Consider the following 26,319-nt stretch of genomic DNA (forward strand, 5'->3'; position numbering starts at 1 on the left):
CTGCTTGTCAAGGTATCCGCGAGACAGATCCTCGTCTGTGGGACGCTGCGGCATGACCCGCCAAAATAGCGCAGTGAGCTGCGGACAAGAGGCGATGCGCAATATTTATCTGGCCGCGCACCGAGTCTGGGTTAAGCTGAGCGAAGATTGGATCAAGGCAACCAGAAGGGACAGCATTTCAATGAAGAAAGCTCTACTCGCGATGCTTACGATTGCAGCGATGTCCAACGCTAATGTCTCCACTGCGCAGGACGCCGCCGCCCAAGCCAACAACCCCTTGGCCAAAATCCAGGCGCTCAACCTGCAGAACTACTATATCGGCGCGTTGACCGGTGACAGCGACGCGACCGCCAACCAGTTCGTCATACGCTATGCCAAGCCGCTTTCCGTAGGCGAGAGTACGTGGCTCATGCGCGTGTCGGTTCCGGTCAACACCCTGCCTGTCGGCACGGATATGAACGATGTGACCGATCTGGGCGATATCAGTATCTTTGCCGCATATCTGTTCGAATCTGCCAATCCGGACATCAGCTTTGCGATCGGTCCCCAAATCGTTGCGCCCACGGCCCAGGATGACCGGTTGGGCAATGATCAATGGCAGTTGGGCATCGCCAATGTCTATTTCAACGCGACCAGTTCGAAGTTTCAGTATGGCTACCTGCTGACTTATCAAAACGGCGTCGGCGACACCAACGGGCGCGAGAGGGTGAAACTCGCGGCGGTTCAACCCTTTGCGTTCTACCAGCTTGGCCAGGGTTGGTATACCGGCGGCGCACCTTTATGGACGTTCGATTTGAACAACGGTGATTACAGCATGCCGCTTGGCCTGCGGCTGGGAAAGGTGATCAAGGCCAACGACACCGTCTACAACATGTTTGTCGAACCGCAATACAACATCGCCCACGAAGGGATCGGACAGCCCGAATGGCAGATCTACTTTGCTCTGAACATGCAGTTCTGAGAGATCAGCCGACGTCCCGATGGCTCAGGAAGTGACAGGCGGCCGATCCCCCCTGTTCCGATGAATGACATCGCGACGACCGAGACCGCGCCGCGTGACAGATTTATGGTGGCGCAATGAACCTATACCGGGCGTCCGGGCATCCACGGACCGATCTGGGGCTTCAGCATTCAATCCATCGACCCTGACATTCGCGCGGTAGGGTGCCTTGCCAATACGTTCGCCACTCACGGCGATGTGCGCCAGATGATCGCGGGCGGGATTGCCGCGCGAATCAATGGGGCGAATGACAAGTGCCCGGATATTGCGGTGCCTGGTCGCGTAGATAAAATTATTTTGGAACAATGCGTTACGTTAAGGCCGGTCCGGGCGTAACGAAACTTTACGGATCTCCTGTTTCTGGCGTGAATCCGCTTTTTCTCGCGCAGTTTCGTTTGCGCGGGCGGAAATAACGGCGCTAGTCTGCTTCCCATTCAATCGACGGAAGCTCTAGGGAGGAGGGTCCGGTGTTTGACGCAGCCGCTCAGACCGGGACAGACATGGCCCTGACGTTATCAGTTGGGCCGCCGGGTGCCAGGGGACCCTGGCATGAGGTCCCAGATTGCCGACAGGTCCAATGCCATCCGTGCGTGCACCTGCGCCATTATCCTGTCCCGGAGCTCGTCGGGAAGCGAGTCCATGCTGATGCGCGCCGCGCGCAAGTCGGTCGGCGCGCCTGTCGCGAGGGCCTGGTTCACGGCGGCGCTGCAAGGCTCGCAATCGGGGTCGTCACTATCTGCGAGAGCCTGTTGCAGCGCGGTCAGGAATCGCGTGTCGGCGGGATCGTTCATCATGGCAATGTCTCCGGTCGTTGCTGTGATACCCGTGTCGGATCGGCATCATGACGAGTCGGCCCCGCGATATCCAGACGATACTGAATGAGCGTCTCTCGATCATTCAGGCCATCGCGGCGGCGAATAGCGAAAACCTGCGGCTCAACCAGATCGCGGGGGGCATGATGATCCTCGATCAGAAGGATGAAGTGGAGGGCACGGACGACGACCTGCGTCGTGATGATCGTGCCGCCAATGACACCGCATTGACCCGTTGCACGGCCGGGATTGAAAAGCTCGAAGCAAAACTGGCTGTCCTTGATCGTGAACTCGAGGCCGCCACCGAAAGAAAAAAGTAGTATGACCCAACATCTGACGCCACCATCCATATCCCTGTTCGACCTGATTGCGCGCTCCTGGGAGCTTGGAAGCGAAATCATCGACGTGCAATTCAACGTCATCGGCTCGTCCGTGGCCGTTACCCTGGCGGACGGAACGCTCGCTTTCCTGGGGGTCAAGGACGGAGAGGATCCGGAAACCCGGATGCGGACCGAAGCGGATACCGGTCGCGTGACCATCCGGCCGCGCACGAAACCCCTGCCTGTTCCGGTCCGGTCCGACGGGGCCATTGCAGATCCCGATACAGGGCTGTGCCAGGTCGCGCAGCAGGGCTTTGCATTCGCGCACCGTGATGGACAAGAAATCTGGCGCGCAACCGCCAAGGGTTTGACCCTGCGTGTGGCCAAGGCGAAGGACGCGCAGGTAACGGCGCTCTCCGCGCTCCCCGGCAAGCGCGGTCTTCTTGTTGCGCGCGGTCGCAGTCTGGAGGTTATGTCGCCCGAAAACGCGGAATCGCTGGGTTCGGCGGAACTGGCTCACGATATTCGCCATATCGCTCTCTCACCGGGCGCGGATCGGCTGGCCTGCTGGGGTTCGGGGCATCTGACGATCCTCGCGACTGACGGGCTCAGCCCGGTCGCGGACATTGCGGCAGATGGCGCGTTGACAGGCTTGCGCTGGTCGCCGGATGAACGATGGCTGGTGGGCGGATGCGCCGACAAGGCGTTGCTGCTCGTGGATGTCGCGAAAGGACAGGCAGACCGGATCGAGGGCTTCCCCGCACCGATCGCGTCGGTCGACTTCAGCAGGAAGGCCGAGGCGATGATCTCGTCCGGCGCGTTTCGTGTCGTGGGCTGGCGGATGCCGGACTTGCCGTTCGGAGAACACCCGGGATTGCCGGTCGAGACCGGAAAACCCGGTCTGACTGTTGTCGAGACGGTTGCGGCCCACCCCATGCGCGACCTCTGTGCGGTGGGGTATGCCAACGGATTGATCACAATCTGCCAGATCGGCAAGCGCGAAGAGATGATGCTGCGTGAAGGCGGCGGCGATCCGGTGAACGCGCTGGCCTGGTCGCCCGACGGAAATCATCTCGCGATCGGGACCGGCAAGGGAAAGGCCGAGATCGTGACGTTCCCCAAGGCGATGTTCAAATAACTCCAGAGGAAAAGAGACCATGCAACAAGCATTGAGCACCGAAGAACAGAGCAAAGACAGTTACTTCCAGCAACTGGCAAAGATCGCCGAAGAGATGATTGACGATCATGGCAAGGAGTTTGCCACCGGGGCGCTGATCCTCGCGGCGCAATGGATATCTCAGGGTCGTCTGGGGAATGCCGACGAAACCAAGCACTAGTGGCGACTGGCCTGCTCATGGCGTTGGCGCTCTGACGCTGGAGCGTTCAAACACTGGATCTGGCTCACGAGTATTCCGCTGAGCGGGGCGGCGAGCGGCGCAAATGTTCCCGCTGCGGTTTCGCCTGCCTTGTCCAGAAGGTCCGTCAGTTCCGGTGCCAGAAGGTGTGCATAGGCGCATAGCTCATGTATTCGAAAGGTTGCAAAATACAGGCTGTCATCGTTCAGCAATGCTCTGTCCTGCCGTGCCCCGGGGGGTGTGGTGTTCAGGATGTTGCTGTGGACCGCTGTGCTGAGCGTGGCCAGCACCGATTTTCTCCATGTCGCGTATTCGGTGTCGGCGGAATGGTCGATACCCACGCTGTAGAGCTTTTCCGAGATCGCCTTGAACGCGCGCCCGCCCGCGATGTGGCGGCGCCAGAAGTCGCTTGCATCTTCCGCCGTGCTGCATTCGGAAAACCTCCGCGCCAGCATCGGGCGGATAAGCAGAACGAGCGCCATATCCGCATCCTCGGACAGAGAACGGGCGACCTGCATCGCCGGCAGGGGCAGTTCCGTGAGGGCAAGCAATCGAAGGGCCGTCATCTGTTCGATCAACCGGGCGGTGACACCGGCAAGCCCATGCCACTGGGCCGCCGACAAGCCATCGATACTCACGGAGTGGCCGGCGGCGGTGGCGGCATGCAGCGCTCGGACCCACAAAAGCGCCTGATCGAAGAGAAACACCAGATCGACCGCTGCGCTGTCATGCGACGCATCGATCTGTGGCACTGCCCGAAACCCGGGCAACGCGCGGATACCCTCGCGCCAGATCTGGTCGAAATCGAGCCCCCGGGCAGACCAGAGCTGTTTGATCCGCGCCAGAAGCTGCGGCGACAGCCCCGGGTAAGACTGTTCCGGCGGGGCGTGAAGGAGCGGTGCAATCGCAGCAAAGGGAGTGGAGTCGGCCATATCGTCCGTCATTCTGAAAACGGTGTGCCAAGCGTAACCTGTGGCTTTGAAACTTGGCCAGACATTTCAATGGAAATCGGACGATGAGAGTTTCGACCCGAACGCGCGTCGGCCAGGCACAGGTGTTTCGGATGGCGCATGTCGTCAATGTGATACGGATGTCCCAGGAGGAGCTGGATACACATCTTTTGCGCATTGCCGAGAACAACCCGTTTCTTGTCGTGCGGCGTCGCCGACATGCCTGGAACCGGACCGGTGCCGCGCAGGATGCACCGGAATCCGGTCCGGTGGATGCGCCAAACAGTCTTTACGATCACGTCCTGCGTGAATTGTCGGGGCTGATCGCGCAGGGCGGTGCGATGGAGCGGCTGATCGTGGGTCTCGTCGAAGAGCTTGAGCCGACGGGGTGGATCAGCCGACCGGTTCCCGAAATCGCGGCGGCTCTGGGGTTTGGCTGCGAGGTGGTCGAGTCGGCCTTGCGCCTGGTGCAGCGTCGAGTCTCGCCTGCCGGATTGTTTGCCCGCGATCTTGCCGATTGCCTGCGTCTGCAGCTCGAAGATCAGGATTTGTTGGACCAAGAGATGGAGCGCGTGCTCGTGCATCTTGCCGTTCTTGAGACCGGCGATGCGGACGCACTTGCAAAGGCGGCGGCTCTGGACCCCGCGACCGTTTCGGAACATCTCGCCCGTTTGCGGCGGCTGGATCCCAAACCCGGAAGCCGGTTCACCAATGATCCGACGCTTTTGCGCGATCCGGACGTGCGGGTCGAACCGGATGGCGATGGTTGGATGCCGGTTTTCAAGCCGGGTTTCGAGACAACGGTGGACGTACTGCCGAAAGGGTCTGGCGAGAGGTATCCTGAACTGCGCCAGGCCGTGGGAGAGGCCCGCGCGCTCAAACAGGCTCTCGAACTCCGGCAAAACGCGCTGAAACATATCGTCAGGGTCATGATCGAGGTTCAGGGTGATTTCTTTCGGAATGGCCCTGCGGCTCTGAAGCCACTCACCCAGGCAACAATCGCCGAACGGACCGGCTTTCACCTCAGCACGGTAAGCCGGGTTCTGAACGGTCTTTTGATCGAAGGGCCGAATGGGATCGTGCCGGCGCGCATGCTCTGTGCACGGCGTTCGTCACGCTGCGCGCAGCGCGGGGTTTCAAAACCCACGGTATTGGCGCGCCTTCGGGAGCTGCTGCTGGCAGAAAGCCCAAGCAGCCCGCTCAGCGACCAGTGCCTGTCCGACCGGCTCGGTGCCGAGGGCGTGACCGTGTCGAGACGCGTGGTCGCGAACTACCGCCAGGAACTTGGTTTCGCACCGGTGGCGCAACGACGCCTGCGCGCCTGATTCTTATTATAAAATAGAAACTTGCCGACGATCATCGGCTCTTTTTTGGCGCTTGCCGGATCAGTTGGCGTGCTGCGTGTCCGATGCTTCGGACCGGAGTGTAAAGCACATGTGTAACGTCTGGCGACCGGCTGTGTAACTGCGGGCGTAAGACAATGAAACACTCGCTTTTACCGGGCAGTATGCTGCGAGTGCGAATAGATGCCTTTAAAAAATATCTTTTTGGAAAAACAGCCAGCATTTTCAGCCTCATCATTGAAAAACTCGGATGCTGCAAATGCACATCCGCCGATCTGGAACCATCGTTGCATGAAGAAAGGCATAACACGCGCTTTCCAGTGCAGGAGAACACGAAAGAACGAAGGACCGGGATGAAGGATGTCGCTTGGCGCCCGGCAATTGCCGCAGGACTGGCCATGCGCAGCAACCGGATGTCCCCCACCTTTGCCGAGAACCGATGTGTCGTCGGCCAAATGCCGGGCACATCCAAATGAAACGGCGAAAGCCACCCAACGTGACCGGCTGACCGGTCACAGAGCTTTAAGGAGGCTCATGGCATGACTTTGACGCTCAACAAAATCACGTCCCAACGCGGTATTTCGGTCGGGGAGGCGACCAAGAAGATCGCTGATCTTGGCTGGAACCCCTCCTATGTTCAGGAGGCAGCGACTTTCCCGACAGACTACAAGATCACCAAGGCGCCACGTGACCCGATGAAGCAGGTCCTGCGCTCCTACTTCCCAATGGAAGAGGAAAAGGACAACCGCGTCTATGGCGCTCTGGATGCTGCGCTTCGCGGTGACATGTTCCGCAACGTGGAACCGCGCTGGATCGAATGGATGAAGCTGTTCCTCGCGATCATCCCCTTCCCGGAGATCTCGGCCGCACGCTCGATGGCGATGGTTGCCCGTCTGTCACCGGGCGAGGATCTGCGCACCGGCTTCACCATGCAGATGGTCGACGAATTCCGTCACTCCACGATTCAGATGAACCTGAAGAAGTGGTACATGGAAAACTATATCGACCCCGCGGGCTTTGACATTACCGAAGAAGCGTTCGGCAAGTGCTACGCCACGACGATCGGCCGCCAGTTCGGCGAGGGTTTCATCACCGGCGATACCATGACCGCTGCCTGCATGTACCTGACCGTGGTTGCGGAAACCGCCTTTACCAACACGCTGTTCGTCGCGATGCCCTCGGAAGCCGCGCGCAACGGTGACTATGCCCTGCCGACGGTGTTCCTGTCGGTGCAGTCGGACGAAAGCCGGCATATCGGCAATGGCCACTCGTTGTTGATGGCGGCGCTGAAAGAACCGGAAAACCACCTGCTGCTTGAGCGTGACCTGCGTTATGCGTTCTGGCAGAACCACGCCATCGTCGATGCGGCAATCGGCACGTTCATCGAATACGGCACGACAAACCGCGACAAGGAAAAGGAATCCTACGCGGAAATGTGGCACCGCTGGATTTTCGAGGACTATTACCGGACCTACATGCTGCCGCTTGAAAAATACGGCGTGAAGATTCATCACGACGACGTTCAGGAAGCGTGGAACCGGATCACCAAAAAGAACTACGTCCACAAGGTCGCGCAGTTCTTTGCCGTTGGCTGGCCGGTGAATTTCTGGCGGATCGAAGCGCAGACCGACAAGGATTTCGAGTGGTTCGAACACAAGTATCCCGGCTGGTATGCCGAGTTCGGCGAGTTCTGGAAGTGGTACGGGAAGCTCTCGAAGCCCGGCGAGAAGGTCATCACCTTCAACGAGGAAACCGGCTATGTGTACCCACACCGCTGCTGGTCCTGCCTGGTGCCTTGTCTCATCCGCGAAGACATGGTTGTCGATGAAATCGACGGGCAGCTTCACACCTTCGCGCACGAGCTGGATCGCTGGACAGCGGTCGAGGCGTTCGCCGACGAGTATCAGGGTCGTCCGACCCCGGCGATGGGCAAGTTCTCGGGCAAGCGCGAGTGGGAAACGCTCTATGACGGCTGGGATCTGGCGGATGCGATCGTCGATCTGAACTTCGTTCGCGAGGACGGCCAGACCCTGGTGCCGCAGCCGCACCTGCGGTTCGACGACAAGGATATGTGGAAGCTCGAGCATGTGCGTGGCAACACCCTGCGCTCGCCGCTCAATATCCTGCGCGAGATGAACGACGCAGATCGCGAGGCCCATCTTGCCGAATACCGCGCCGGGTTCACGATCAACCCCTGCAACTAAGACGATACGACCGGGAGCCGCGATTGCGGCTCCCGCACCCTCGGTCGCGCGACCGACGCGCGCCGTGTCCCAGGGAGGAAAGAATGACGGACACCTATACCATCCGATTGGAGCCTGTTGGTGTGGAATTTGAGGTGGAGGAGGATGAAACGATCCTCGACGCCGCATTCCGCCAGGGCATCGCTCTGCCACACGGATGCAAAGAGGGACAATGCTCGGCTTGCAAATGCGTACAGCTCGATGGCGAGACCGAGATGCTGAATTACTCCACCTTCGCCTTGAACGACATGGAGAAAGACAGCGGCCACATCCTGATGTGTCGCACCATGGCATATAGCGACGTGGAAATTGAACTTCTGAATTACGACGAGGAGGTTCTCTCGAAATCCATTCCGATCCGGCAGTACTCGGGCAAGATCGTCGATTTTCAGAAACTGACCCATGACATTCGAGGCGTTCAGATCGAACTGGATGCACCACTCAAATTCTGGGCGGGTCAATATGTCGACATCACGGTCAGGACGGAAAAAGGGGAGGAGATTACACGCTCGTTCTCCATGGCAAATCCGCCGAGCGAAACCCAAGAGCTCGCCTTCATCATCAAAAAATATCCCGACGGACGGTTCTCGAACGAACTCGACGACGGAGGAATCAAAGCCGGAGCAGAAGTCGAAGTCGAAGGACCCTACGGGATGTGCTTCCGACGGGAAAACCGGGAAGGACCGGTGATCCTGGTCGGTGCTGGATCGGGCATGTCGCCGGTCTGGTCGATCCTGAACGATCACGCTGCCAGCGGCGAGGACCGGCCGGTATATTTCTTCTATGGCGCGCGGTCACGCGACGACCTGATCCTGCTCGACGAAATCGATGCGCTTGCGGCGGCCAACCCGGGTGTCGAATTCATCCCGGTGTTGAGTCATGCCGACGACGACGCCGAATGGACCGGCGAACGCGGCTTTGTGCATGAGGTGGTCGACCGCCGGTTGAAGGAACTCGGCATCGATGGCGAAGGCGATGTCTATGCCTGCGGCCCGCCGCCGATGATCGACGCGCTGACGCCTGTGCTCTTCATGCACGATTTCGACACGGATCGCATCTTCTACGACAAGTTCACGCCCACTTCCGGTTCTTCGGGCCACTGATACCGGCCCGAACGCTAGTGACGTGACAGCAATCAAGGGAGGCTACAATGGTAGCAACATCTAGTTCAGTAGGATCCGGCGCTGCGGGCGCTGCTGAGTTCGTCGGCTCGAAAAGCCGCAAGTACAACTATTTCCAGCCGCGCGGCAAGCGCGCCACCCATTACGAGGACGTTACCGTTGACGTCCAGCCCGATCCCGAACGCTACCTGATCCAGAACTGGATCATCGAATTCGAAGGCGGCAAGGGCGGCGGGGCTTACCAGAAGGACAATACGGCCGCACTCTCCAGCAACTGGCACGCCTTTCGCGCGCCCGACCAGGAATGGGAGCGGACCCATTACCAGCGCCAGTCCAAGATCGAGACGATGGTGCAGAACGTCATCTCCAACGCCCGCAAGGCCGGCGCGCACAAGGTGCTCGACAAGGTCTGGCTGACCATCCTGCAGAAGCATCTGGGCGCGTGGAAACACGCCGAGTTCGGCCTGGGCACCTCGCTCATGCAGGCGCAGCGCTATGGCTATACGCAGATGATCAACAACGCCACGCTGACCAACTCATCGTACAAGATGCGCCTGACCCAGGACATCACACTTTATCTGGCCGAGATCGGCATGGATATCGAAGGTTGGGACGATGAGCTTGGCAAGAAGACCTGGCTTGAGGATCCGATCTGGCAGCCATGCCGCGAGGCGGTCGAAACCATCATGGGTTCGGAAGATTACCTCGAACAGTATTTCGCGATCAACATCGTGTTCGAGCCGCTGGTGGGCGAGCTGGTCCGCTCGGGCTTCTTCATGCAGGCGGCGGCGGCCAACAGCGATTTCATCACCCCGCCTGTGATTTCTGCTGCCGAGGCGGACTACGAGCGCAATCTCGCAAACACCGTCGATCTGATCTATCTGCTCGCCAACGACGAAAAGCACGGCGATCACAATCGCAAGCTCTTCAAGGCGTGGCTCGCCAAGCATGGGGCCATTGCGGAAAAAGCCGCCGACGCACTTCAGCCGATCTGGTCGCAACCGCATTCCAAGCCGGTCTCGTATCAAGAGGTCAAGGAGATCTCGCGCGAGCGCCTGTCCCAGATCCTCGGTGAGCTCGGCCTCAACTAACAAACAGATAAGGAAAACAAGATGTCTACAGTAGCGCGTAACGCATCCAAGCAGAACATCTTCAAGTCGATGAAAGACATCGACATGAACTCGCGCGAGGTGTCGCATCAATGCGGTGTGACAATGAATGACAGCGTCGAGGCGCGGGCCATTGCCGAGTTCATGGAAGAGAACGATCCGAATGTCACGATCACCTATAACCCGGCGACAATCCGGATCGACGGTGAGGGCAAGCTGATTTTCAAGATGGACGAGATTACCGAATATCTCGGCCGCGAGATGACTGCCGAGATCTTCGAGGTGAACACGTCGACGCATTATGGCCGCATGGTCCGGGTCGACGACAACACCGTGATCCTCTTCGGCGATATGAATGCGGTGATGGAATATATCTGATCAGACCTGCCGTGGGCACGTGTTCGCCGCGCCCACGGCCACTCCTGAAAATATCCAGAGGCTGCAATGGCTAAGATGATGAAAGCGGCGTGCTTCGTCGAAAAGGGTCGCATCGTTCTTGAAGACAAACCGATGCCCGATGTCGGACCCAACGATGCGCTGATGCGGATCACCACGACCACGATCTGTGGCACGGATATCCACATTCTGAAAGGCGAATACCCGGTCGAGAAGGGTCTGACCATTGGTCATGAACCGGTCGGCGTCATCGAAAAACTGGGCTCGGCGGTCAAGGGTTTCGAAGAGGGCCAGCGCGTCATTGCCGGAGCGATCACCCCGTCGGGATGGAGCCATGCCTGCCTGTGCGGCTACTGTTCGCAGGACGGTGCCGGCACCAAACATGGGTGGAAGCCGATCGGGGGCTGGAAGTTCGGCAATACCATTGACGGATGCCAGGCCGAATATGTTCTGGTGCCCGATGCGATGGCCAATCTCGCACCGATTGCCGACGGCTTGACCGATGAAGAAGTGTTGATGTGCCCGGACATCATGTCGACCGGTTTTGCCGGGGCGGAAAACGGCGGCATCAGGATCGGCGATACGGTCGCGGTGTTCGCCCAGGGGCCCATCGGGCTCTGTGCCACGGCGGGGGCGCGGCTGATGGGTGCGAGCCGGATCATCGTCGTTGACCGTATTCCCGAGCGTCTGGCGATGGCGCGTAAGATGGGCGCGGACGATGTCGTCGACATCAGCGCGTCGAACGATCCGGTCAGCGCCATCATGGACCTGACCGACGGGCGTGGTGTGGACGTGTCGATCGAGGCGCTTGGCCTTCAGGCCACGTTCGAAGCGGCGTTGCAGGTCATCCGCCCCGGTGGCACCCTGTCCAGCCTTGGCGTTTACTCGGATGATCTGAAAATTCCGCTGGACGCTTTTGCTGCGGGACTTGGTGAAAAGACGATCCGCACGGCGCTCTGTCCCGGCGGAAAAGAGCGTATGCGGCGGATGATGGACGTGGTCCGCTCGGGTCGCGTCGACCTCAAGGGCCTCGTCACGCATCGCTATTCACTCGACGACATCGAAGATGCCTACGATCTCTTCGGCCACCAGCGCGATGGCGTGCTGAAGATCGCGATCACACCCTAAACCCCAGACAGATCACGTACATCCAGGGAGGATACCATGTTCAAGACACCTGACGGCAAAGAGATCTTCGTTATCGACGGCCATGTCCATTTTTGGGACGGCAGCCCCGAGAACCAGGCCAATATCCACGGCAAGCAGTTCATCGACTGCTTTTATGCCTATCACACCGGTTTCAGTCCCAAGGAAGAGCTGTGGCCCAAGGAGAAGTTCGAGAAATACAGCGCGGACGATCTGTATACCGATCTGTTCATCGACGGCCCCGACGATATGGCGATCATCCAGTCGACCTATCTGAAGGATTTCTACAAGAACGGTTTCAATACGATTGAACGCAACGCCGAGGTGGCCAAGCGCTATCCCGAGCGGTTCATCGTCAACGGTTCGTTCGATCCGCGCGACGGTGAAAAGGCGCTGGAGTATATCCACTGGATGAAGGAGACCTACGACATTCAGGGCGTAAAGATGTATACGGCCGAATGGAACGGGGCTTCCAAGGGTTGGCGGCTCGATGATCCTGATGCCTATCGTTGCTTCGAGCTTTGCGAGAAGCTCGGCATCAGGAACATTCATGTTCACAAGGGACCGACGATCAAGCCGCTGTCCAAGGATGCTTTTGACGTCAGCGATGTCGATTACGCGGCAACCGATTTCGAGAACCTGAACTGGATCATCGAGCATTGCGGCTTGCCGCGCCTGGATGACTTCACCTGGATTGCAACGCAGGAATCCAACGTCTACGGCGGGATCGCCGTCGCGCTGCCCCTGATTTACAACCGGCCGCGTCACTTTGCCGAGATCATGACCGAGCTGTTGTTCTGGATTGGCGAAGACAAGATCCTGTTCGGCTCGGATTACGGGATCTGGACCCCGCGCTGGCTCGTCGAACGGCTGTGGGCGCTTCAACTGCCCGAAGATGTCGTGGCGGGACGCGGTGTTGAACTGACCGAGCAGGCCAAGGAAAAGATACTTGGTCTCAACGCGGCAAGGCTCTACGGGATCGACGTCGAGAGCAAGAAGAAGCAGCTTTCCGGCGCACCGGTCCAGATCGCGGCGGAGTGATCTGATGTTCGTAGCCCAAGTTATGGCCGAACGGGAACTCGAGGTCTGGGACTGTCTTGCGGCAGTCTCGGATCCGGAACTCGACGAGCCGATTACCGACATGAACTTCGTCGAGTCCGTGGCTGTGTCCGATGACCTGCGGGTGCGCGTCGAATTCAGGCTTCCGACCTACTGGTGTTCACCGAACTTCGCTTTCCTGATGGCTTTCGGCATCCGCTCCGAAGTCCTGGCCTTGCCCTGGGTGCGCGGGGTCGAGGTGCATCTCATGGACCACTGCCTGGGTGACGAGGTCAACAAGGGCGTGAACAGCGGTCGCCCCTTCCACGAGATCTTTGCCGAGAACTGTGACGGCGCGGTGCTCAAGGAGGTCGTGGACAAATTCCTGGCGAAGGCTTTCGATCGGCGGCAGGAAGTGATCCTGCTCGGGCTCGAAGCGCAGGGCAGGGCGGTGGACGAGATCGTCGGGATGCGCCTCGGCACTCTGAAACGGGTGCGCTTCACAGGTGAGGACGAGCTGCGGCAACTGCCGCGATATCTCGATATCCTCGCAACCTGCGATCTCGCCTCGGCGGATGAAGATCTGGCGTTCCCGACCTGGCAGGGGCAGCCCATCGCCGCTGACGATCTGAAGGATCATCTCGGTCGCTTGCGCAGCACGCGCATCAATATGGAGTTCAGCGGCGCCTTGTGCCGGGAACTCGCCCAGAGTCGCTACAAGGAGGTCGAGATCGGTCCGGAGGGGCCGACGCTGGTCGATTTCATGGCCGGTCGCGTGCCGCCCCGAGAGATCACGGAGACCGGCCGGTAAGTAGCTGAACCACCACACATAGAGGGAGGAGGCCCAAGGTCGCTTTGGGTCCAAGGAGGAAAATATGGCTAAACTCATGGTGCATGGCAAGACTGCCCGCAATCGTCTCGCGCGGGGAGTCGCGCGGCTTGCGGCGGCGGTCGAACCGACACTGGGTCCCAAGGGGCTGAACGCAATGGTGGACCGTCCGGTGGGGACACCGCTGGTGACCCGGGACGGTGTGAGCATCGCATCCGAGATCGAACTGACAGACCGGTTCGAGAATATGGGTGCCCAGGTCGTGCGCGAAGTGTCGATGCAGACCAACGACGTGGCCGGCGACGGGACCACGACGGCGATCGTCCTGGCCAACGCGCTGATCCAGAACGGTGTCGACATGACCGATAATGGCGTGCGGCCCGTGGACCTCTGCCGGGGCATCGACCTGGCGGTGCAGACCATCGTCGACGCGATTGCCGCCTCGTCCCGCGATTGCGACGACAATCCCGCCTATCTCGACGCGGTCGCCCGTGTTTCGGCAACCGATCCGAAGCTGGGCGCGCTGGTGGCGGAAGCCTATTCCCGCGTCGGGCGCGATGGCGTGATCTCGGCGGATTTCGGTGTGACCATCGACACCACGATGGAGGTGGTCGAAGGTATGTCCTTCGAGCGGGGTTACATTTCACACCATATGGTCACCGACCGCGAACACATGGAAGCGGTGCTGCGCAATCCCCTGATCCTGATGACCGACCAGAAAATTCTCAAGCCGGGTGTTCTGGATGCGGCGCGCCGGATCGCGGACGATGAGGATCGTCCGCTGCTGATCATTGCAGAGGAGATCGCCCCCGAAGTCGTCATTACGCTGCTGGATAACGGCGGAGCCGGAAAATACCTGATCGTGCATCCTCCGGAATATGGTCACTGGCGTCAGGCGATGATGGAGGATCTGGCAATCCTTACTGGCGGCGAAGTGCTGGCTCGTGATCTCGGCAAGAAGATCGAAAATGTCACCCGCGCCCAGCTTGGCGGTGCCGAGTCGGTGCGTACCCAGGCGGCGCAGACCTCGATCCTGCGCGGCGAGGGCGATCCGGACGCGATCAGGGCACGCCGCGCCCAGGTCCAGCGCCAGCACGACGTCGCGCCGCCGAATATCGAAAAGGACAAGTTGCGCGAGCGGCTTTCCAAGCTGACCGGGGGCAGCGCGATCATCTACGCCGGCGGGTTCACGCCCGTCGAACAGAAGCGCACCATACAATTGATCGAGGATGCGCTCTGCGCCGTCCGCGCGGCGGCGGAGGACGGCGTGGTCGCCGGTGGCGGTACGGCCCTGGCACAGATCGCGCCTTGCCTTGACGATCTGGACGTGTCCGGCGACATGGCCCGCGGTGTCGCATTGGTGCGGTCGATCCTGACCCAGCCGGTGCGCCGCATCGCGCGCAATGCGGGGGCCGATGACGACACCGTCTGCGAGAAGGTGGTAAACGCGGCCAGGGATCATGGCTATGACGCGGCCACCGGCGGATTTGGCGACATGTTCGAGGCCGGCATCATCGATCCGGCGCGGGTGCCCGCCAGCGCGCTCGTCAATGCCGCCTCGGTCGCCACGCTGATCCTGACTACCGAGACCCTGATTGGCGATCTCGAAGAGGGAGAGGCCGATCCGACCGAAGGCCCGGCCCTCGGCGGCGGAGCAGAGCTTCTGGGGCGTCAATAGTCAGAGCAGCCAACAGTCCGGGCGCGGCGCTTGCAGTGCCCGCCCCATTCCAAGGAAACAAGACCATGAAAGCAGCGAGACTCTACGAATACGATCCCGCGATGAACGTGCAGCTGAAGATTGAGAATGTCTCTCCTCCCACAATCACAGCTCCGGATGAGGTGATCGTGAAGGTCGGTGCGGCCGGCTTGTGCCGCACCGACCTGCATATCATCGAAGGTGTCTGGAAGGACATCATGGATGGCGAGGGCAGCCTTCTTCCCTACATCATGGGACACGAGAACGCAGGCTGGGTCGAGGATGTCGGCAGCGCCGTGACCTCTGTCAGACCGGGCGATGCGGTGATCTGTCATCCGTTCAACGCATGCGGAATCTGCCTGAATTGCCGCTACGGACACGACATGTATTGCGATCACGGCAAGTTCCCAGGACTTGGCCTTGACGGTGGCTTTGCCGAATATTTCAAGACCAACGAACGGGCGGTCATCAAACTCAACACCGGCATCACGCCTCTATCTGTCGCGCCGATGGCCGATGCCGGGATCACCGCCTATCGCGCAGCCAAAAAGGCCGCCAGGCTGCTGCATCCCGGTGGTTACGTCGTGCTGCTGGGTATCGGTGGCCTTGGCCATATCGCGCTTCAGGTGCTCAAGCATACCAGCGGCGCGCGCGTCATTGCCGTCGATCAAGAGCCGAGCGCACAGAAGCTGGCCCGTGATCTTGGCGCAGACATCGTAATTGCCGGCGGTCCGAACCTTGTAGAGGAAATCAAGGACCGCACCGGAGGTGGCGCGCATGTGGCGATCGACTTTGTCGGCGAGCATGGCACCGAGAACCTGTGCTGGAAACTGCTCAGGCAGGGCGGCGAACTGATCATGGTCGGATATGGCGGCACGGTCGAGGTGCCGACGCTGGAACTCGTCGCCAACGAGATCAAGATCGGCGGCAGCCTTGTGGGCGATTTCGTCGAACTGGTCGAACTGATGGAGATGAACGCCGACGGCAAGGTCAAGATGCATCAGACCGAATACAGCCTCGACAACATCAACCTGGCGATCTCGGATTTCAAGGCCCGCAAATTCACCGGACGTGGGGTCATCGTTCCTTAGGTAATGGTGCTCACCGGTGACACCCCTGCGGTCGGCCGATAGGCTGGCCGGTACCCTATCAACCAATTGAGGATACCATGGCCAAAGCCATTCATTCGATGATCCGCGTTCTCGACGAAGAGCGTTCGATCAGTTTCTACCGCCGTGCCTTCGGGCTGGAAATCGCGGATCGGTTCGACTTTCCCGAATTCACGCTGGTCTACCTGAGCAACGAAGAGACCGGGTTCGAGCTTGAGCTGACCGTCAACAAGGATCGTACCGAGCCCTACGATCTGGGCGATGGCTATGGCCATCTCGCGGTTTCGGTCGCGGATCTCGATGCCGAGCATGCGCGATTCGAGGCAGAGGGGCTCGAGCCCCGCAAGCTGGTGGAATTTGCACCAGCGGGGACACGCGTGGCGCGATTTTTCTTCTTGGCCGATCCCGATGGCTACCAGATCGAAGTGCTCGAGAGGAGCGGCCGTTTCAAATGAACCTGATGGCGGGGCGGAGGAGCCTCGCCGACATATCTCAAGGGAGGAAATCGATGAGACAGAACGCAAGCAACCGGGATCTTACCCGACGCCAGCTATTGTCGCGCGCCAGCGCGGCAGGGGCGAGTTTCGTGATCGGAGCGGGTTTCATCGCCGCTCCCGATGCGGCCTGGGCGGCCGAGACCGAACACCTTGCGCCCGAGACTTTCGCGACGCTCGTTCAGATGGCGCGCGATATCTATCCGCATGACCGTGTGTCTGACGCGTTCTATGTGATCGCAGTCAAGGGGTACGACACGGCGGAGGCGGCGCCGGAAATCGAGGCTGGCATTGCGGCGCTCGATGGTGCCGCACGGGGGCGCGGTCACGCGCGCTATCTCGCTGTCGGTTGGGAACGCGACCGGGTCGACCTGTTGCGCGCGATCGAAGAGGGCGCCTTTTTCCAGCAGATCAGGGCCGGGCTGGTCACCGGTCTCTATAACCAGAAGGCGATTTGGCCGCTCTTTGGCTACGAGGGCGAGAGTTATTCGCAGGGTGGCTATATCGACCGCGGTTTCAACGACATCAACTGGCTCTGAGGGAGGGAACCATGGCTGCACCTTTTGAACTGAACGACGACAGCGTCGTGGTCATCATCGGCACCGGCGCGGGCGGTGGTGTTCTCGCCAACGAGCTTGCGCAGAAGGGCGTAAGCGTCGTGGCGCTCGAGGCCGGCGGGCGGTATCTGCCGGATGATTACATCAACGACGAGTGGGAGAGCTTCGGTCAGCTGGCCTGGACCGATGCGCGCAGCACCAGCGGTGACTGGCGGGTCGCCAAGGATTTTCCGGGTCTGCCGACCTGGATCGTCAAGGCTGTCGGCGGCTCGACCGTTCACTGGGCGGGCGCGAGCCTGCGCTTTCAGGACCATGAGTGGAAGACGGCGACCACCTACGGGAATGTTCAGGGCGCGAATCTGCTCGACTGGCCCATCGACGGTGCCGAAATGGCGCCATGGTATGACAAGGCGGAAAAGAAGCTGAATGTCACCCGGACAAACGGTCTGCCAGGCCTGCCCGGAAACAACAACTTCAAGGTGTTGGAGGCCGGAGCCAAGGCGCTTGGTTACGCCGAGGTCCACACTGGCCGCATGGCGATCAACTCGACGGACAGCCAGGATCGGTTGATGTGCCAGCAGACAGGTTTCTGTTTCCAGGGGTGCAAGTGGGGCGCCAAATGGTCGTCCGCCTATACCGATATCGAACAGGGCGAAGCGACCGGCAATCTCGAAGTGCGCATCAAAAGCCATGCGGCGCGCATCCTGCATGACGATGCCGGCAAGGTTACGGGCGTGGAATATTTCGACGCCGACGGCAATCTCCAGATGCAGGCGGCGCGCATCGTCTGCGTCGCGGGCAACTCGATCGAAAGCCCGCGTCTGCTGCTCAATTCGGCGTCGTCGATGTTCCCTGACGGGCTTGCCAACAGTTCGGGTCAGGTCGGACGCAACTATATGCGCCATACCACCGGTTCGGTCTACGGGGTCTTTGACAAGCCTGTGCGCATGTGGCGCGGCACAACGATGGCCGGGATCGTTCAGGACGAGGCTCGGCACGATCCGTCACGCGGGTTTGTCGGCGGTTTCGAACTGGAGACGGTATCGGTCGGGCTTCCGTTCGCGGCGGCCTTCCTCGATCCCGGCAGCTGGGGGCGCGAGTTTACCTCGGCGCTCGACAGTTACGAGAACATGGCCGGGATGTGGATCGTCGGCGAGGACATGCCGCAGGAGACCAACCGGATCACGCTCAATACCGAGCTGCTCGACCAGCATGGCCTTCCGGCGGCCGACGTGCATTACGACGATCATCCGAACGATGTGGCAATGCGCAACTACGCCTATGATCGGGGAAGCGCGATCTATGAGGCGGTCGGTGCGACCCGTGTCCTGCCGACACCGCCTTATCCCTCGACGCACAATCTCGGAACCAACCGGATGTCGGAGAATCCGCGAGACGGAGTGGTGAACAGACATGGCCAGAGCCATGACATCGCCAACTTGTTTGTCTCGGATGGCTCGCAATTTACCACCGGCGCCGCCGAGAACCCGACGCTGACGATCGTTGCGCTGGCCATACGGCAGGCGGAGTTCATCTCGGGAGCGATGAGCCGCGGCGAAATCTGATCCTGCGACCGTCCCGCGTCCGGTGACGCGGGACGGCTCGGCAAGGACCAAAAGCGCGAGCGGAGACAGGTTGGTATCCGCTCGATGAACGACATGAAACCGCGCAGCAGCGAGAAAACGGGCGCGGTAGCTGTCGGTGCCCTGATATCTGCGGCCTGGCCCCGCCGTGATCCCGGATATCGGTCTGTGCCGGTTTCAAGGCTGTCCCAATGCTAAAATATGCGTTCAGTTTTTGAGCACTCGCATATATTGCGACATTTTGACGTAGCCTCGTGCCTAGTGAGGTGGTAGGTTCCCGACGGGAGGAATGCGCGTTGGATATCTTTTCAAAGCGGGACGGACCGCGTCCTGAAGACGCCCGTGCGAAGCGCCTCATTTCTGAAAATGCGGGAACGATACGCAGATTGGCGGATCAGATTACCAATGGCGGATTCACCAAGATGCGTCAGGATCAGGCCCGGCGCAAAGAGAAGCCCAAGCCCGAGGGTCTTCTCATCTATACCATGTCTGGATCCGGGGCGGCCAAATCCGACGACCCGGACCCTTATGTGCGATTGAGCTTGAACGGACGAATTGTGCTTGCTGACCGAAACAACGGAAGACAGCTTCAGTTGCTGGGTGAGATCCGTACCAAGTTGGGGGTAAGGCGCGTTGTTCTCGCGACGAAAGAGAACGGCTTTATCTCTCCGCTCGGCGATGAAATTCGAGAGTCGCTCATCGAGTATGACGACATCGGGTTGAACGCTGACTTCACGGAAGAGGATCTTGTTCTGAGGCTCGAAGAATCGCTGGGCCTTTCGAGCGAGATCCTGGACCGTTCTGACAGCCAAACGGACAAGAGGGACGGTACACCTGACGATGACTCGAGCGAGCTACTATAAAGCCAGCAAGGACGAAACTTTACCAAAGGATATCGGAACGACCGTTCCGTCGGAGCGCGAGGTACGTTCTGCCTGGGAAACTTTCGTGACATCCGATCAATCCAGCCGCGTCAGACCGGGCCCGGTCAGAGCCGATATTCTGGCGTCCTGGCAACGCAGCATGGAATTGGGTGTCGATGCGGGCGTTCTCGGGTCCCGCAAGATATCGGACGAAAACGAGATATCGCTGCGGCGGAAGCGGAACGCCGATCTTCGCAGGGCTGCCTCGGCGGCGTTCAAGCGGCTTGAGCCACATCTGAGTGATGCCAAGTCCATCCTGATCCTTGCGGATGACCAGGGCGTCATCATCGATGCAATCGGCGATGAATCGGTGCTCGACGATGGCCAGGAGATCCACCTGGAAATCGGCGGCCACTGGGATGAAAAGGCCGTCGGAACCAACGGCATCGGCACGGCGTTGAAAACCGGCAAGCCGATATATGTGCACGCGGCAGAACATTTCGTCGAGGGGGTTCAGGCGTGGACCTGCGCCGGAGCACCTATCAGAAACCCTTTTGACAACTCTCTGATCGGGGTCGTGGACCTGTCCGGGCCGCCCGATATCTTTCGCCGTCACAATGTTGCGCTGGTTCTTGCTGCCGCCCGCGAGATCGAGATCGCGCTCGCCGAGCAACAGCGGCAGGACAGGACCCAGCTTCTTGAGGCGTTCCTTCAGTCCAAGTACAGCCACGGAGACAATTCGGTTCTTCTTCTGGACCGTAACGGGCGCATCATGTTCCGGCGGGGGATAGACGACACGACCCTTCCCGCCTCGGAAAAACTTCTGGTAGGCAGCAAACTGTTGCCGGACCTCGAATCCTTCTCGGAAAATGATCTTCCAGCCCTGCTTCCTCCGCATCTGGAGGCGCAGGGTCTGGAACGGCTGATCTTCGATAACACCTATCGCGGCGCGGCCTTGTTTCTGAACTCCGAAACGCCCGAGTCGCGGTCCCGAAAAGATGTTCTGAGCATCCAGCCCAGGCGCAATGTCCCCGAGGATACAATCCAGATCATCGGGGCATCTCCGAAAATGCTTGAGGCCATCGAACTGGCCGAAAGAGCGGCGAAAGTGAATGTGTCGGTTCTCATCCAGGGCGAGACTGGCGTTGGGAAGGAGCTTTTTGCCCGCCTGATCCACAGTCGGCTTGGCCGGGTGGACGCGCCCTATGTGCCTGTCAATTGCGCGGCCATTTCAGGTGATCTGATCGGAGCCGAGCTCTTCGGTTATGTCGACGGCGCGTTTACCGGCGCGGTGCGTGGCGGACGGGCGGGAAAGTTCGAGCAGGCCGATGGCGGGCTTTTGTGCCTTGATGAGATCGGCGATATGCCCATCGAACTGCAACCCTATCTGTTGCGTGCGCTCGAACAGCGCGCCATCTACCGTATGGGTGATGACAAGCGGCGACCCGTCGATGTGCGCCTCGTCACGATGACGAACCGCGACCTGAGGCTCGAAATCGACAAGGGAACGTTCCGGCGTGATCTTTTCTACAGGATCGGTGTGATAACGATCGAAGTGCCGCCGCTTCGCGAACGTGGGGGTGACATCCTTTCGCTGGTCGAACATTTCTCGGCCCATTTCGCCGATCAGATCGGACGACCACGGATGAGCTTTGCCGACGACACGACCGATCTCCTTCTGGGCTACAGATGGCCCGGAAACGTGCGGGAACTGCGAAACACCGTGCAACGCATCTATCTTGTCGGTTCCGGGCCGGTCGTGAAGATTCGTGATTTGCCTCCGGAATTGCGCGACGATTTCGATGAACCCGAGGCGGATTCACTCGAAAGCATCCTGAGCGGCAATTCGGGTGACCTTGAAAGCATAGAAGCAAGCGCCATTCGCCGGACGATTCAAGCCGAGAAAGGCAATCTCACGCGGGTCGCGGCGGTTCTGGGAATATCGCGACCCACGCTTTATCGCAAGATGCGCCAATACCGGATCGAACGCGGGTGACACCCGACAGAGGATCCGCCTGCAAAGGCTACGTCTATAGGTCGGAAAGACAGAAGCCGCGCGTGTCCGGAACATCCTGTCAAGAGTCGCATGTCAATGCTTCCCCCGCTTGCCTGCTTCCGTTAACGCTGGACCATGAAACAGCAAACCCTTGCGATAGCGGGCTGCGGGCCGCGCGGACTGGCGGCGGCAGAGGCGGCATTGAGCGCGGTTCCGGGCCTGCAGATCGACGTTTTCGAGCCGGGCCCGTTTCCGGGCGTCGGGCCGAATTTTCGTCCCGATGAAGAGACCGAGTGCCTGCTGAACCTACCCGTGCGCGAACTCGATCTCGGTGCGCCTGACATCGGCGAATGGCTGTCAGTGCCGCCAGACAGCTATCCACCGCGCGCCGCTGTCGGGCGTTATTTGACCGCGCGGTGGCAGGCGTTGCGCCCCCGGTTGCACCTTGTGCCCGAGCGCGCCATGCGGGTGACGCATGAGGGCGGCTGGCGGGTGAACGGACGCGGACCCTATGATCATGTGCTGCTGACGCAGGGCCAGCCACCGGTTGCGCCGGATGAGCAGGTCGCGCGCTGGCGTGCCCATGCGGAGACACATGGGCTGACACTTCTGGATGCCTATCCTACAGGGCCGATTGCCGGCGCCGTCTGGTCCGGTCGGCGGGTGGCGTTGCGCGGGCTGGCGCTGTCGACGCTGGATGTTGTGGCGATACTGACCGTCGGGCAGGGTGGGCAATTTGACGGTGAATCCTACGCGCCCTCGGGCCGCGAACCCGCGGTGATCGCACCTTTTTCTCTGGACGGTGTACCGCCGATGCCGAAACCGGCGAGTGCCGCGCTGGACGCAATCTTCGATCCCACAGAGGCCGAGCGCGCAGCGATGGTGCAGGCGGTGACCGAGGCGCTGACATCTGGTCCGGACGACGCGCTGAAACGGCTGACGACCGCGCTGTCCCCCATCGCGCGGCGTATCACCGGCGACGATCCCGAGCGATGGCTTGAGATCGAGCGCCACGCGCCCGGATCGCAGGACGAACGGGATCCTGTCACCGCGCTAGACCACGGGATCGCCATGGCGGAAGGCCGCGCCGCGCCGACGGTCGGCTATACGGTAGGACAGGTGTGGCGCAAGCTGCAGGTCGATCTGCGGCCGCCCTTCGCAACGGGCACGGGCAGGTGCGAAACGCGGCAGGCGATGCTGGGGTTCGAGCGTGGGCTCAAGCGCATATCCTATGGGCCGCCGGTTTACAGTGCGCGCCTGCTAAGAGCGCTTGTGGCTGCGCAGATCGTACGGCTGACAATGGCGGATGATCCATCCATCGCGCTGGAATCCGGTGGCTGGCGGCTGGATGCCGGGCTGCTGGCAGACACGATGATCAACTGCGTTCTGCCGGGGCCTGCGCCGGATGACATCACCGATCCGCTGGTCCGGGGGCTTGTCACCGATGGCCATCTGAAGGCCGATTGCGGCCTGCGCACCCTGTCGCCGGGGCTGTCGGTGCTGGGTCGCACGACCGAGGGGCAGACATGGGGCACGGATTCGTTGATCGACTGTTTCGGCGCCACCACGCGGGCGTGGGCCGCGCGACTCTAGCGGGGGATCATCGCGCGAACGGTTTCCAGCGTGTCGGCTTCGGCTGCGGGTTTGTCATCGCGGATGCGGTTGATGCGGGGAAAGCGCATGGCCAGCCCTGATTTGTGTCTGGAGCTTTCGGCCAGCCCCTCGAACGCGACTTCGACCACCTTTTCCGGTGCGACGGCGCGTACCGGACCAAAGCGCTCGGTGGTGTGAGTGCGGACGAAACGGTCCAGCTCTTTCAACTCGGCGTCGGTAAAGCCGAAATACGCCTTGCCGACCGGCACCAGCGCTTCGCCGTCCCAGACGCCAAAGGTAAAATCGGAATAGTACCCGGACCGTTTCCCGTGCCCGCGCTGGGCATACATCAGCACTGCGTCGATCAGCATCGGGTCACGTTTCCATTTGAACCAGTGTCCTTTGATCCGACCGGCCAGATAGGGGCTCTGACGGTGCTTGATCATCACACCCTCAATCACCGGATCTCCCGGCTCGGCGCGCAGCGCGGCGATGTCGTTCCATGTGTCAAAGCGCAGCAGCGGGGACAGGTCGATGCGCGCGGGATCGAGCGGCAGCGCCTCCAGCCTTGCGCGACGCGCGTGATGGGGCAGGGCGCGCAGATCGTCGGGGCCTTCGATCAGCACATCATAGACGCGAAGCGCCGCCGGATGCGAGGCCAGCAACCTGGCGCTGACGGTTTTACGGCCCAGCCGCTTTTGCAGGTCGTTGAAGGGCGCAACGGCATCGCCACGCCGCACCAGCAGTTCGCCATCCAGCACCGCATCATGGCTCAACGCCTCCAGCACATCCGGGAAGGCGGCGGATATATCCTCACCAGTGCGGGAATAGAGCCGTTTGACGCCTCCGTCGCACACCGCCTGGACACGGATGCCGTCCCATTTCCATTCTGCGGTGAAATCGGCGGGATCCAGTGCGTCCAGTGCATTGGCGTCGGTTGGCGTGGACAGCATGACCGGTCGAAAAGGGGCCTTGGCGGCGTTCACCGGTTTCGCGCCCCCCTCCGCCCATGCGAAGAGGCTGGTGTAGGGCGGGGTCAGCCCATGCCACAGCTCTTCGATCTCGGTCAGGGGCAGGGTGCCGAAATCGGCCACTGCCAGCCGCGCCATGCGACCGGACACTCCAACGCGCAGGCCGCCGGTCGCAAGCTTCAGATAGGCATAGCGTTCTGACGGTCCCAGCGTGTCAAGTCTCGCGGCAATCACGCCGGGAAGCGCGGTTTTGGCAGTGGCGGCCAGTTCCTCGACCACCTCGGGCAGGGATGGATCGGCACCGCCGCCGCCGGGCCAGATCAGGGCAATCGTCTCGGCCAGATCACCGACGAAGTCATAAGACAACGCGAACAGTTCGGCATCGACACGCTCTGCCACGAGCGCGCGCAGCATGGACGGGGTGACCTTGCGCAGAGCGAGGTCTCCGGTCAGCGCCGCCAGAGCATAACCGCGCGCAGGATCCGGTACGGCGGCGAAATACTGCACAAGATGACGTGTCTTGCCGGTGCGCTGCGGGCTAAAGGCAAGCTGCTCCAGCAGGCGGGCAAAGCGCTTCATGCCTCGGCCTCGTCGTCATAACCCGCCAGCCGCAGCGGCCGTGCGGCGCGCTGCTGCAAATCGCACCAGCGGATCACAGCGTCCTCACGGCCATGAGTCACCCATGTCTCCGCAGGGTTCAGTTCGGTGATCGTGCGGGTCAGATCGGGCCAGTCGACATGGTCCGAGATCACCAGTGGCAATTCCACGCCGCGCTGGCGCGCCCGTGCACGCACCTGCATCCAGCCGCTTGCGAAGCAGATGACCGGATCGGGGAAGCGCTGCGCCCATGTGGCGGCAAAGGCCGATGGTGGTCCGAGTATGATCTGCCCGGCAAATTGCGCCTTGGTGCTCCGGTCGATGGTCGCGGGGCGCAGATCGCCGAGCGGAATGCCCTGAGCGATGTGATAGTCGCACAAGCGTTGCAAGGCCCCGTGGATATAAATCGGGGCGTCCCATCCGGCGTCGCGCAGCAGCATGATCACCCGTTGCGCCTTGCCCAGGGCATAGGCCCCCACGAGATGCGCACGCTCGGGCTGGGCCGCGACCGAAGCGAGCAGCTTGCCGATTTCATCCAGCGGATCCGGATGGCGGAACACCGGCAGGCCAAATGTTGCTTCGGTCACGAAAATGTCGGCGGGTACGGGTTGAAACGGCGCGCAGGCGGGGTTGGCCGTACGGGAATAATCGCCCGATATCGTGACCGATCCGGTGCGCCCGCTGATGTGGATCTGTGCCGATCCCAATACGTGTCCGGCCGGATGAAATGAAACGTCCACATCGCCAATGCGCGTCGGTGTCGCCACCTGCCGCACACCAGCGAACGCCTCTCCATAGCGGATCGCCATGATATCGAGCGTTTGCGCGGTTGCCATCACAGCCCGGTGCCCCGCACGAGCATGGTCGGCGTGGCCATGGGTGATCAACGCCCGGTCCACGGGTCGCAGCGGGTCGATATGAAACCCGCCTGCAGGACAAAACAGGCCCGCATCGGTGTTTTCAAGAATGGCCATGGGTTAAACAAAGCGCGAAATTGCCCCGAGGCAACCCCAACTCCAGCTTCAGGGTTCGCTCTTTCGTGTGAATGATCAAATTTCTAGGCCGTGTTGACAAAAGGTGTTAACAGGGCGGGCTGAACGTGATTCAAACTGGTATCTGCAATGGAGACCAGCTTGGCACGAGACCTGATGTCGGACGAAGAGTGGGCGTTTCATGAACGCTTCATCCTGGCCGCCCG

General features: G+C 60.7%; 25 protein-coding genes. 21 read left to right on the forward strand and 4 right to left on the reverse strand.

Annotated elements, in window-relative coordinates:
- Positions 1 to 52: 52 nt before the first annotated feature.
- Positions 53 to 961, forward strand: a complete 909-nt coding sequence (locus AB9K34_RS08240; protein ID WP_369953947.1) for a hypothetical protein — start codon at positions 53 to 55, stop codon at positions 959 to 961.
- 554 nt (positions 962 to 1,515) lie between these two features.
- On the opposite strand, the gene AB9K34_RS08245 is transcribed toward AB9K34_RS08240, so the two are convergent.
- Positions 1,516 to 1,794, reverse strand: a complete 279-nt coding sequence (locus AB9K34_RS08245; RefSeq protein WP_369953948.1) for a hypothetical protein — start codon at positions 1,792 to 1,794, stop codon at positions 1,516 to 1,518.
- Between the two features lie 47 nt (positions 1,795 to 1,841).
- Here AB9K34_RS08245 and AB9K34_RS08250 point away from each other — a divergent pair, with 47 nt between their 5' ends.
- From AB9K34_RS08250 to AB9K34_RS08260, 3 genes are read left to right on the forward strand one after another with little or no spacing between them, the layout of a single operon-like run.
- Complete coding sequence (locus AB9K34_RS08250) at positions 1,842 to 2,132, forward strand: hypothetical protein (protein ID WP_369953949.1); 291 nt, start codon at positions 1,842 to 1,844, stop codon at positions 2,130 to 2,132.
- 1 nt (position 2,133) lies between these two features.
- Entirely contained in the window at positions 2,134 to 3,270 is a 1,137-nt protein-coding gene (locus AB9K34_RS08255) for a WD40 repeat domain-containing protein (protein ID WP_369953950.1), read from the forward strand.
- A gap of 19 nt (positions 3,271 to 3,289) precedes the next feature.
- A complete protein-coding gene (locus tag AB9K34_RS08260; RefSeq protein WP_369953951.1) occupies positions 3,290 to 3,469 on the forward strand; it encodes a hypothetical protein in 180 nt (59 codons plus the stop codon).
- Here the strand turns inward: AB9K34_RS08260 and AB9K34_RS08265 are convergent.
- On the reverse strand, positions 3,466 to 4,419 hold the full coding sequence (locus tag AB9K34_RS08265) for a hypothetical protein (protein ID WP_369953952.1): 954 nt from the start codon (positions 4,417 to 4,419) through the stop codon (positions 3,466 to 3,468). The genes AB9K34_RS08260 and AB9K34_RS08265 overlap by 4 nt on opposite strands.
- An 83-nt stretch (positions 4,420 to 4,502) precedes the next feature.
- Between AB9K34_RS08265 and AB9K34_RS08270 the strand changes: the two genes are divergently transcribed.
- The 17 genes from AB9K34_RS08270 to AB9K34_RS08350 all read left to right on the forward strand — a co-directional run bounded on the left by AB9K34_RS08270 (position 4,503) and on the right by AB9K34_RS08350 (position 23,553).
- Positions 4,503 to 5,762 carry an RNA polymerase subunit sigma-54 gene (locus AB9K34_RS08270; protein ID WP_369953953.1) on the forward strand — a complete coding sequence of 420 codons (1,260 nt, stop codon included), beginning with the start codon at positions 4,503 to 4,505 and terminating at the stop codon, positions 5,760 to 5,762.
- A 155-nt stretch (positions 5,763 to 5,917) separates the two neighbouring features.
- Entirely contained in the window at positions 5,918 to 6,256 is a 339-nt protein-coding gene (locus AB9K34_RS08275) for a hypothetical protein (protein ID WP_369953954.1), read from the forward strand.
- A gap of 63 nt (positions 6,257 to 6,319) precedes the next feature.
- Positions 6,320 to 7,984: an aromatic/alkene/methane monooxygenase hydroxylase/oxygenase subunit alpha gene (locus tag AB9K34_RS08280; protein WP_369953955.1), complete on the forward strand. Its 1,665-nt coding sequence runs from the start codon at positions 6,320 to 6,322 to the stop codon at positions 7,982 to 7,984.
- Positions 7,985 to 8,067: 83 nt separating this feature from the next.
- Positions 8,068 to 9,126, forward strand: coding sequence for an NADH:ubiquinone reductase (Na(+)-transporting) subunit F (locus tag AB9K34_RS08285; RefSeq protein WP_369953956.1), 1,059 nt, complete (start codon positions 8,068 to 8,070; stop codon positions 9,124 to 9,126).
- A gap of 47 nt (positions 9,127 to 9,173) precedes the next feature.
- Positions 9,174 to 10,235, forward strand: a complete 1,062-nt coding sequence (locus tag AB9K34_RS08290; protein WP_369953957.1) for an aromatic/alkene monooxygenase hydroxylase subunit beta — start codon at positions 9,174 to 9,176, stop codon at positions 10,233 to 10,235.
- 21 nt (positions 10,236 to 10,256) lie between these two features.
- Entirely contained in the window at positions 10,257 to 10,631 is a 375-nt protein-coding gene (locus tag AB9K34_RS08295; protein WP_369953958.1) for an MmoB/DmpM family protein, read from the forward strand.
- Between the two features lie 66 nt (positions 10,632 to 10,697).
- Positions 10,698 to 11,777: an NAD(P)-dependent alcohol dehydrogenase gene (locus tag AB9K34_RS08300; protein ID WP_369953959.1), complete on the forward strand. Its 1,080-nt coding sequence runs from the start codon at positions 10,698 to 10,700 to the stop codon at positions 11,775 to 11,777.
- Between the two features lie 36 nt (positions 11,778 to 11,813).
- Positions 11,814 to 12,836, forward strand: a complete 1,023-nt coding sequence (locus AB9K34_RS08305) for an amidohydrolase family protein (RefSeq protein ID WP_369953960.1) — start codon at positions 11,814 to 11,816, stop codon at positions 12,834 to 12,836.
- Positions 12,837 to 12,840: 4 nt separating this feature from the next.
- Positions 12,841 to 13,644, forward strand: a complete 804-nt coding sequence (locus tag AB9K34_RS08310) for an iron-sulfur cluster assembly protein (protein ID WP_369953962.1) — start codon at positions 12,841 to 12,843, stop codon at positions 13,642 to 13,644.
- A 64-nt stretch (positions 13,645 to 13,708) separates the two neighbouring features.
- The gene (locus AB9K34_RS08315) at positions 13,709 to 15,340 is read left to right on the forward strand and encodes a molecular chaperone GroEL (protein WP_369953963.1); all 1,632 of its coding nucleotides are present in this window, start codon (positions 13,709 to 13,711) and stop codon (positions 15,338 to 15,340) included.
- A gap of 65 nt (positions 15,341 to 15,405) precedes the next feature.
- A complete protein-coding gene (locus AB9K34_RS08320; protein ID WP_369953964.1) occupies positions 15,406 to 16,449 on the forward strand; it encodes an NAD(P)-dependent alcohol dehydrogenase in 1,044 nt (347 codons plus the stop codon).
- 77 nt (positions 16,450 to 16,526) lie between these two features.
- Positions 16,527 to 16,922, forward strand: a complete 396-nt coding sequence (locus AB9K34_RS08325) for a VOC family protein (RefSeq protein WP_369953965.1) — start codon at positions 16,527 to 16,529, stop codon at positions 16,920 to 16,922.
- A gap of 53 nt (positions 16,923 to 16,975) precedes the next feature.
- Positions 16,976 to 17,500, forward strand: coding sequence for a twin-arginine translocation signal domain-containing protein (locus AB9K34_RS08330; protein WP_369953966.1), 525 nt, complete (start codon positions 16,976 to 16,978; stop codon positions 17,498 to 17,500).
- 11 nt (positions 17,501 to 17,511) lie between these two features.
- Positions 17,512 to 19,083 (forward strand): GMC family oxidoreductase, encoded by a 1,572-nt coding sequence (locus tag AB9K34_RS08335; protein ID WP_369953967.1) that lies wholly within the window; start codon positions 17,512 to 17,514, stop codon positions 19,081 to 19,083.
- A 314-nt stretch (positions 19,084 to 19,397) separates the two neighbouring features.
- The gene (locus AB9K34_RS08340; protein ID WP_369953968.1) at positions 19,398 to 19,964 is read left to right on the forward strand and encodes a hypothetical protein; all 567 of its coding nucleotides are present in this window, start codon (positions 19,398 to 19,400) and stop codon (positions 19,962 to 19,964) included.
- A gap of 85 nt (positions 19,965 to 20,049) precedes the next feature.
- Entirely contained in the window at positions 20,050 to 21,960 is a 1,911-nt protein-coding gene (locus AB9K34_RS08345) for a sigma-54-dependent Fis family transcriptional regulator (protein ID WP_369953969.1), read from the forward strand.
- Between the two features lie 135 nt (positions 21,961 to 22,095).
- A complete protein-coding gene (locus AB9K34_RS08350; RefSeq protein ID WP_369953970.1) occupies positions 22,096 to 23,553 on the forward strand; it encodes an FAD/NAD(P)-binding protein in 1,458 nt (485 codons plus the stop codon).
- On the opposite strand, the gene AB9K34_RS08355 is transcribed toward AB9K34_RS08350, so the two are convergent.
- Positions 23,550 to 25,103, reverse strand: a complete 1,554-nt coding sequence (locus AB9K34_RS08355) for a cisplatin damage response ATP-dependent DNA ligase (protein WP_369953971.1) — start codon at positions 25,101 to 25,103, stop codon at positions 23,550 to 23,552. The genes AB9K34_RS08350 and AB9K34_RS08355 overlap by 4 nt on opposite strands.
- The gene (locus AB9K34_RS08360; RefSeq protein ID WP_369953972.1) at positions 25,100 to 26,095 is read right to left on the reverse strand and encodes a ligase-associated DNA damage response exonuclease; all 996 of its coding nucleotides are present in this window, start codon (positions 26,093 to 26,095) and stop codon (positions 25,100 to 25,102) included. The genes AB9K34_RS08355 and AB9K34_RS08360 overlap by 4 nt, the downstream gene beginning before the upstream one ends.
- Positions 26,096 to 26,319: the final 224 nt, after the last annotated feature.

Origin of the sequence: Sedimentitalea sp. XS_ASV28 (genome assembly GCF_041224545.1) — a bacterium.
GTDB lineage: Bacteria > Pseudomonadota > Alphaproteobacteria > Rhodobacterales > Rhodobacteraceae > Sedimentitalea.

Coding starts and splice junctions, on each gene's coding strand:
- AB9K34_RS08255 (WP_369953950.1), top strand. CDS start 2,134: ATGACCCAACATCTGACGCCACCATCCATATCCCTGTTCGACCTGATT.
- AB9K34_RS08335 (WP_369953967.1), top strand. CDS start 17,512: ATGGCTGCACCTTTTGAACTGAACGACGACAGCGTCGTGGTCATCATC.
- AB9K34_RS08260 (WP_369953951.1), top strand. CDS start 3,290: ATGCAACAAGCATTGAGCACCGAAGAACAGAGCAAAGACAGTTACTTC.
- AB9K34_RS08240 (WP_369953947.1), top strand. CDS start 53: ATGACCCGCCAAAATAGCGCAGTGAGCTGCGGACAAGAGGCGATGCGC.
- AB9K34_RS08295 (WP_369953958.1), top strand. CDS start 10,257: ATGTCTACAGTAGCGCGTAACGCATCCAAGCAGAACATCTTCAAGTCG.
- AB9K34_RS08275 (WP_369953954.1), top strand. CDS start 5,918: ATGAAACACTCGCTTTTACCGGGCAGTATGCTGCGAGTGCGAATAGAT.
- AB9K34_RS08265 (WP_369953952.1), bottom strand. CDS start 4,419: ATGGCCGACTCCACTCCCTTTGCTGCGATTGCACCGCTCCTTCACGCC.
- AB9K34_RS08250 (WP_369953949.1), top strand. CDS start 1,842: ATGACGAGTCGGCCCCGCGATATCCAGACGATACTGAATGAGCGTCTC.
- AB9K34_RS08270 (WP_369953953.1), top strand. CDS start 4,503: ATGAGAGTTTCGACCCGAACGCGCGTCGGCCAGGCACAGGTGTTTCGG.
- AB9K34_RS08315 (WP_369953963.1), top strand. CDS start 13,709: ATGGCTAAACTCATGGTGCATGGCAAGACTGCCCGCAATCGTCTCGCG.
- AB9K34_RS08325 (WP_369953965.1), top strand. CDS start 16,527: ATGGCCAAAGCCATTCATTCGATGATCCGCGTTCTCGACGAAGAGCGT.
- AB9K34_RS08245 (WP_369953948.1), bottom strand. CDS start 1,794: ATGATGAACGATCCCGCCGACACGCGATTCCTGACCGCGCTGCAACAG.
- AB9K34_RS08285 (WP_369953956.1), top strand. CDS start 8,068: ATGACGGACACCTATACCATCCGATTGGAGCCTGTTGGTGTGGAATTT.
- AB9K34_RS08300 (WP_369953959.1), top strand. CDS start 10,698: ATGGCTAAGATGATGAAAGCGGCGTGCTTCGTCGAAAAGGGTCGCATC.
- AB9K34_RS08290 (WP_369953957.1), top strand. CDS start 9,174: ATGGTAGCAACATCTAGTTCAGTAGGATCCGGCGCTGCGGGCGCTGCT.
- AB9K34_RS08280 (WP_369953955.1), top strand. CDS start 6,320: ATGACTTTGACGCTCAACAAAATCACGTCCCAACGCGGTATTTCGGTC.
- AB9K34_RS08320 (WP_369953964.1), top strand. CDS start 15,406: ATGAAAGCAGCGAGACTCTACGAATACGATCCCGCGATGAACGTGCAG.
- AB9K34_RS08310 (WP_369953962.1), top strand. CDS start 12,841: ATGTTCGTAGCCCAAGTTATGGCCGAACGGGAACTCGAGGTCTGGGAC.
- AB9K34_RS08350 (WP_369953970.1), top strand. CDS start 22,096: ATGAAACAGCAAACCCTTGCGATAGCGGGCTGCGGGCCGCGCGGACTG.
- AB9K34_RS08305 (WP_369953960.1), top strand. CDS start 11,814: ATGTTCAAGACACCTGACGGCAAAGAGATCTTCGTTATCGACGGCCAT.
- AB9K34_RS08330 (WP_369953966.1), top strand. CDS start 16,976: ATGAGACAGAACGCAAGCAACCGGGATCTTACCCGACGCCAGCTATTG.
- AB9K34_RS08355 (WP_369953971.1), bottom strand. CDS start 25,103: ATGAAGCGCTTTGCCCGCCTGCTGGAGCAGCTTGCCTTTAGCCCGCAG.
- AB9K34_RS08360 (WP_369953972.1), bottom strand. CDS start 26,095: ATGGCCATTCTTGAAAACACCGATGCGGGCCTGTTTTGTCCTGCAGGC.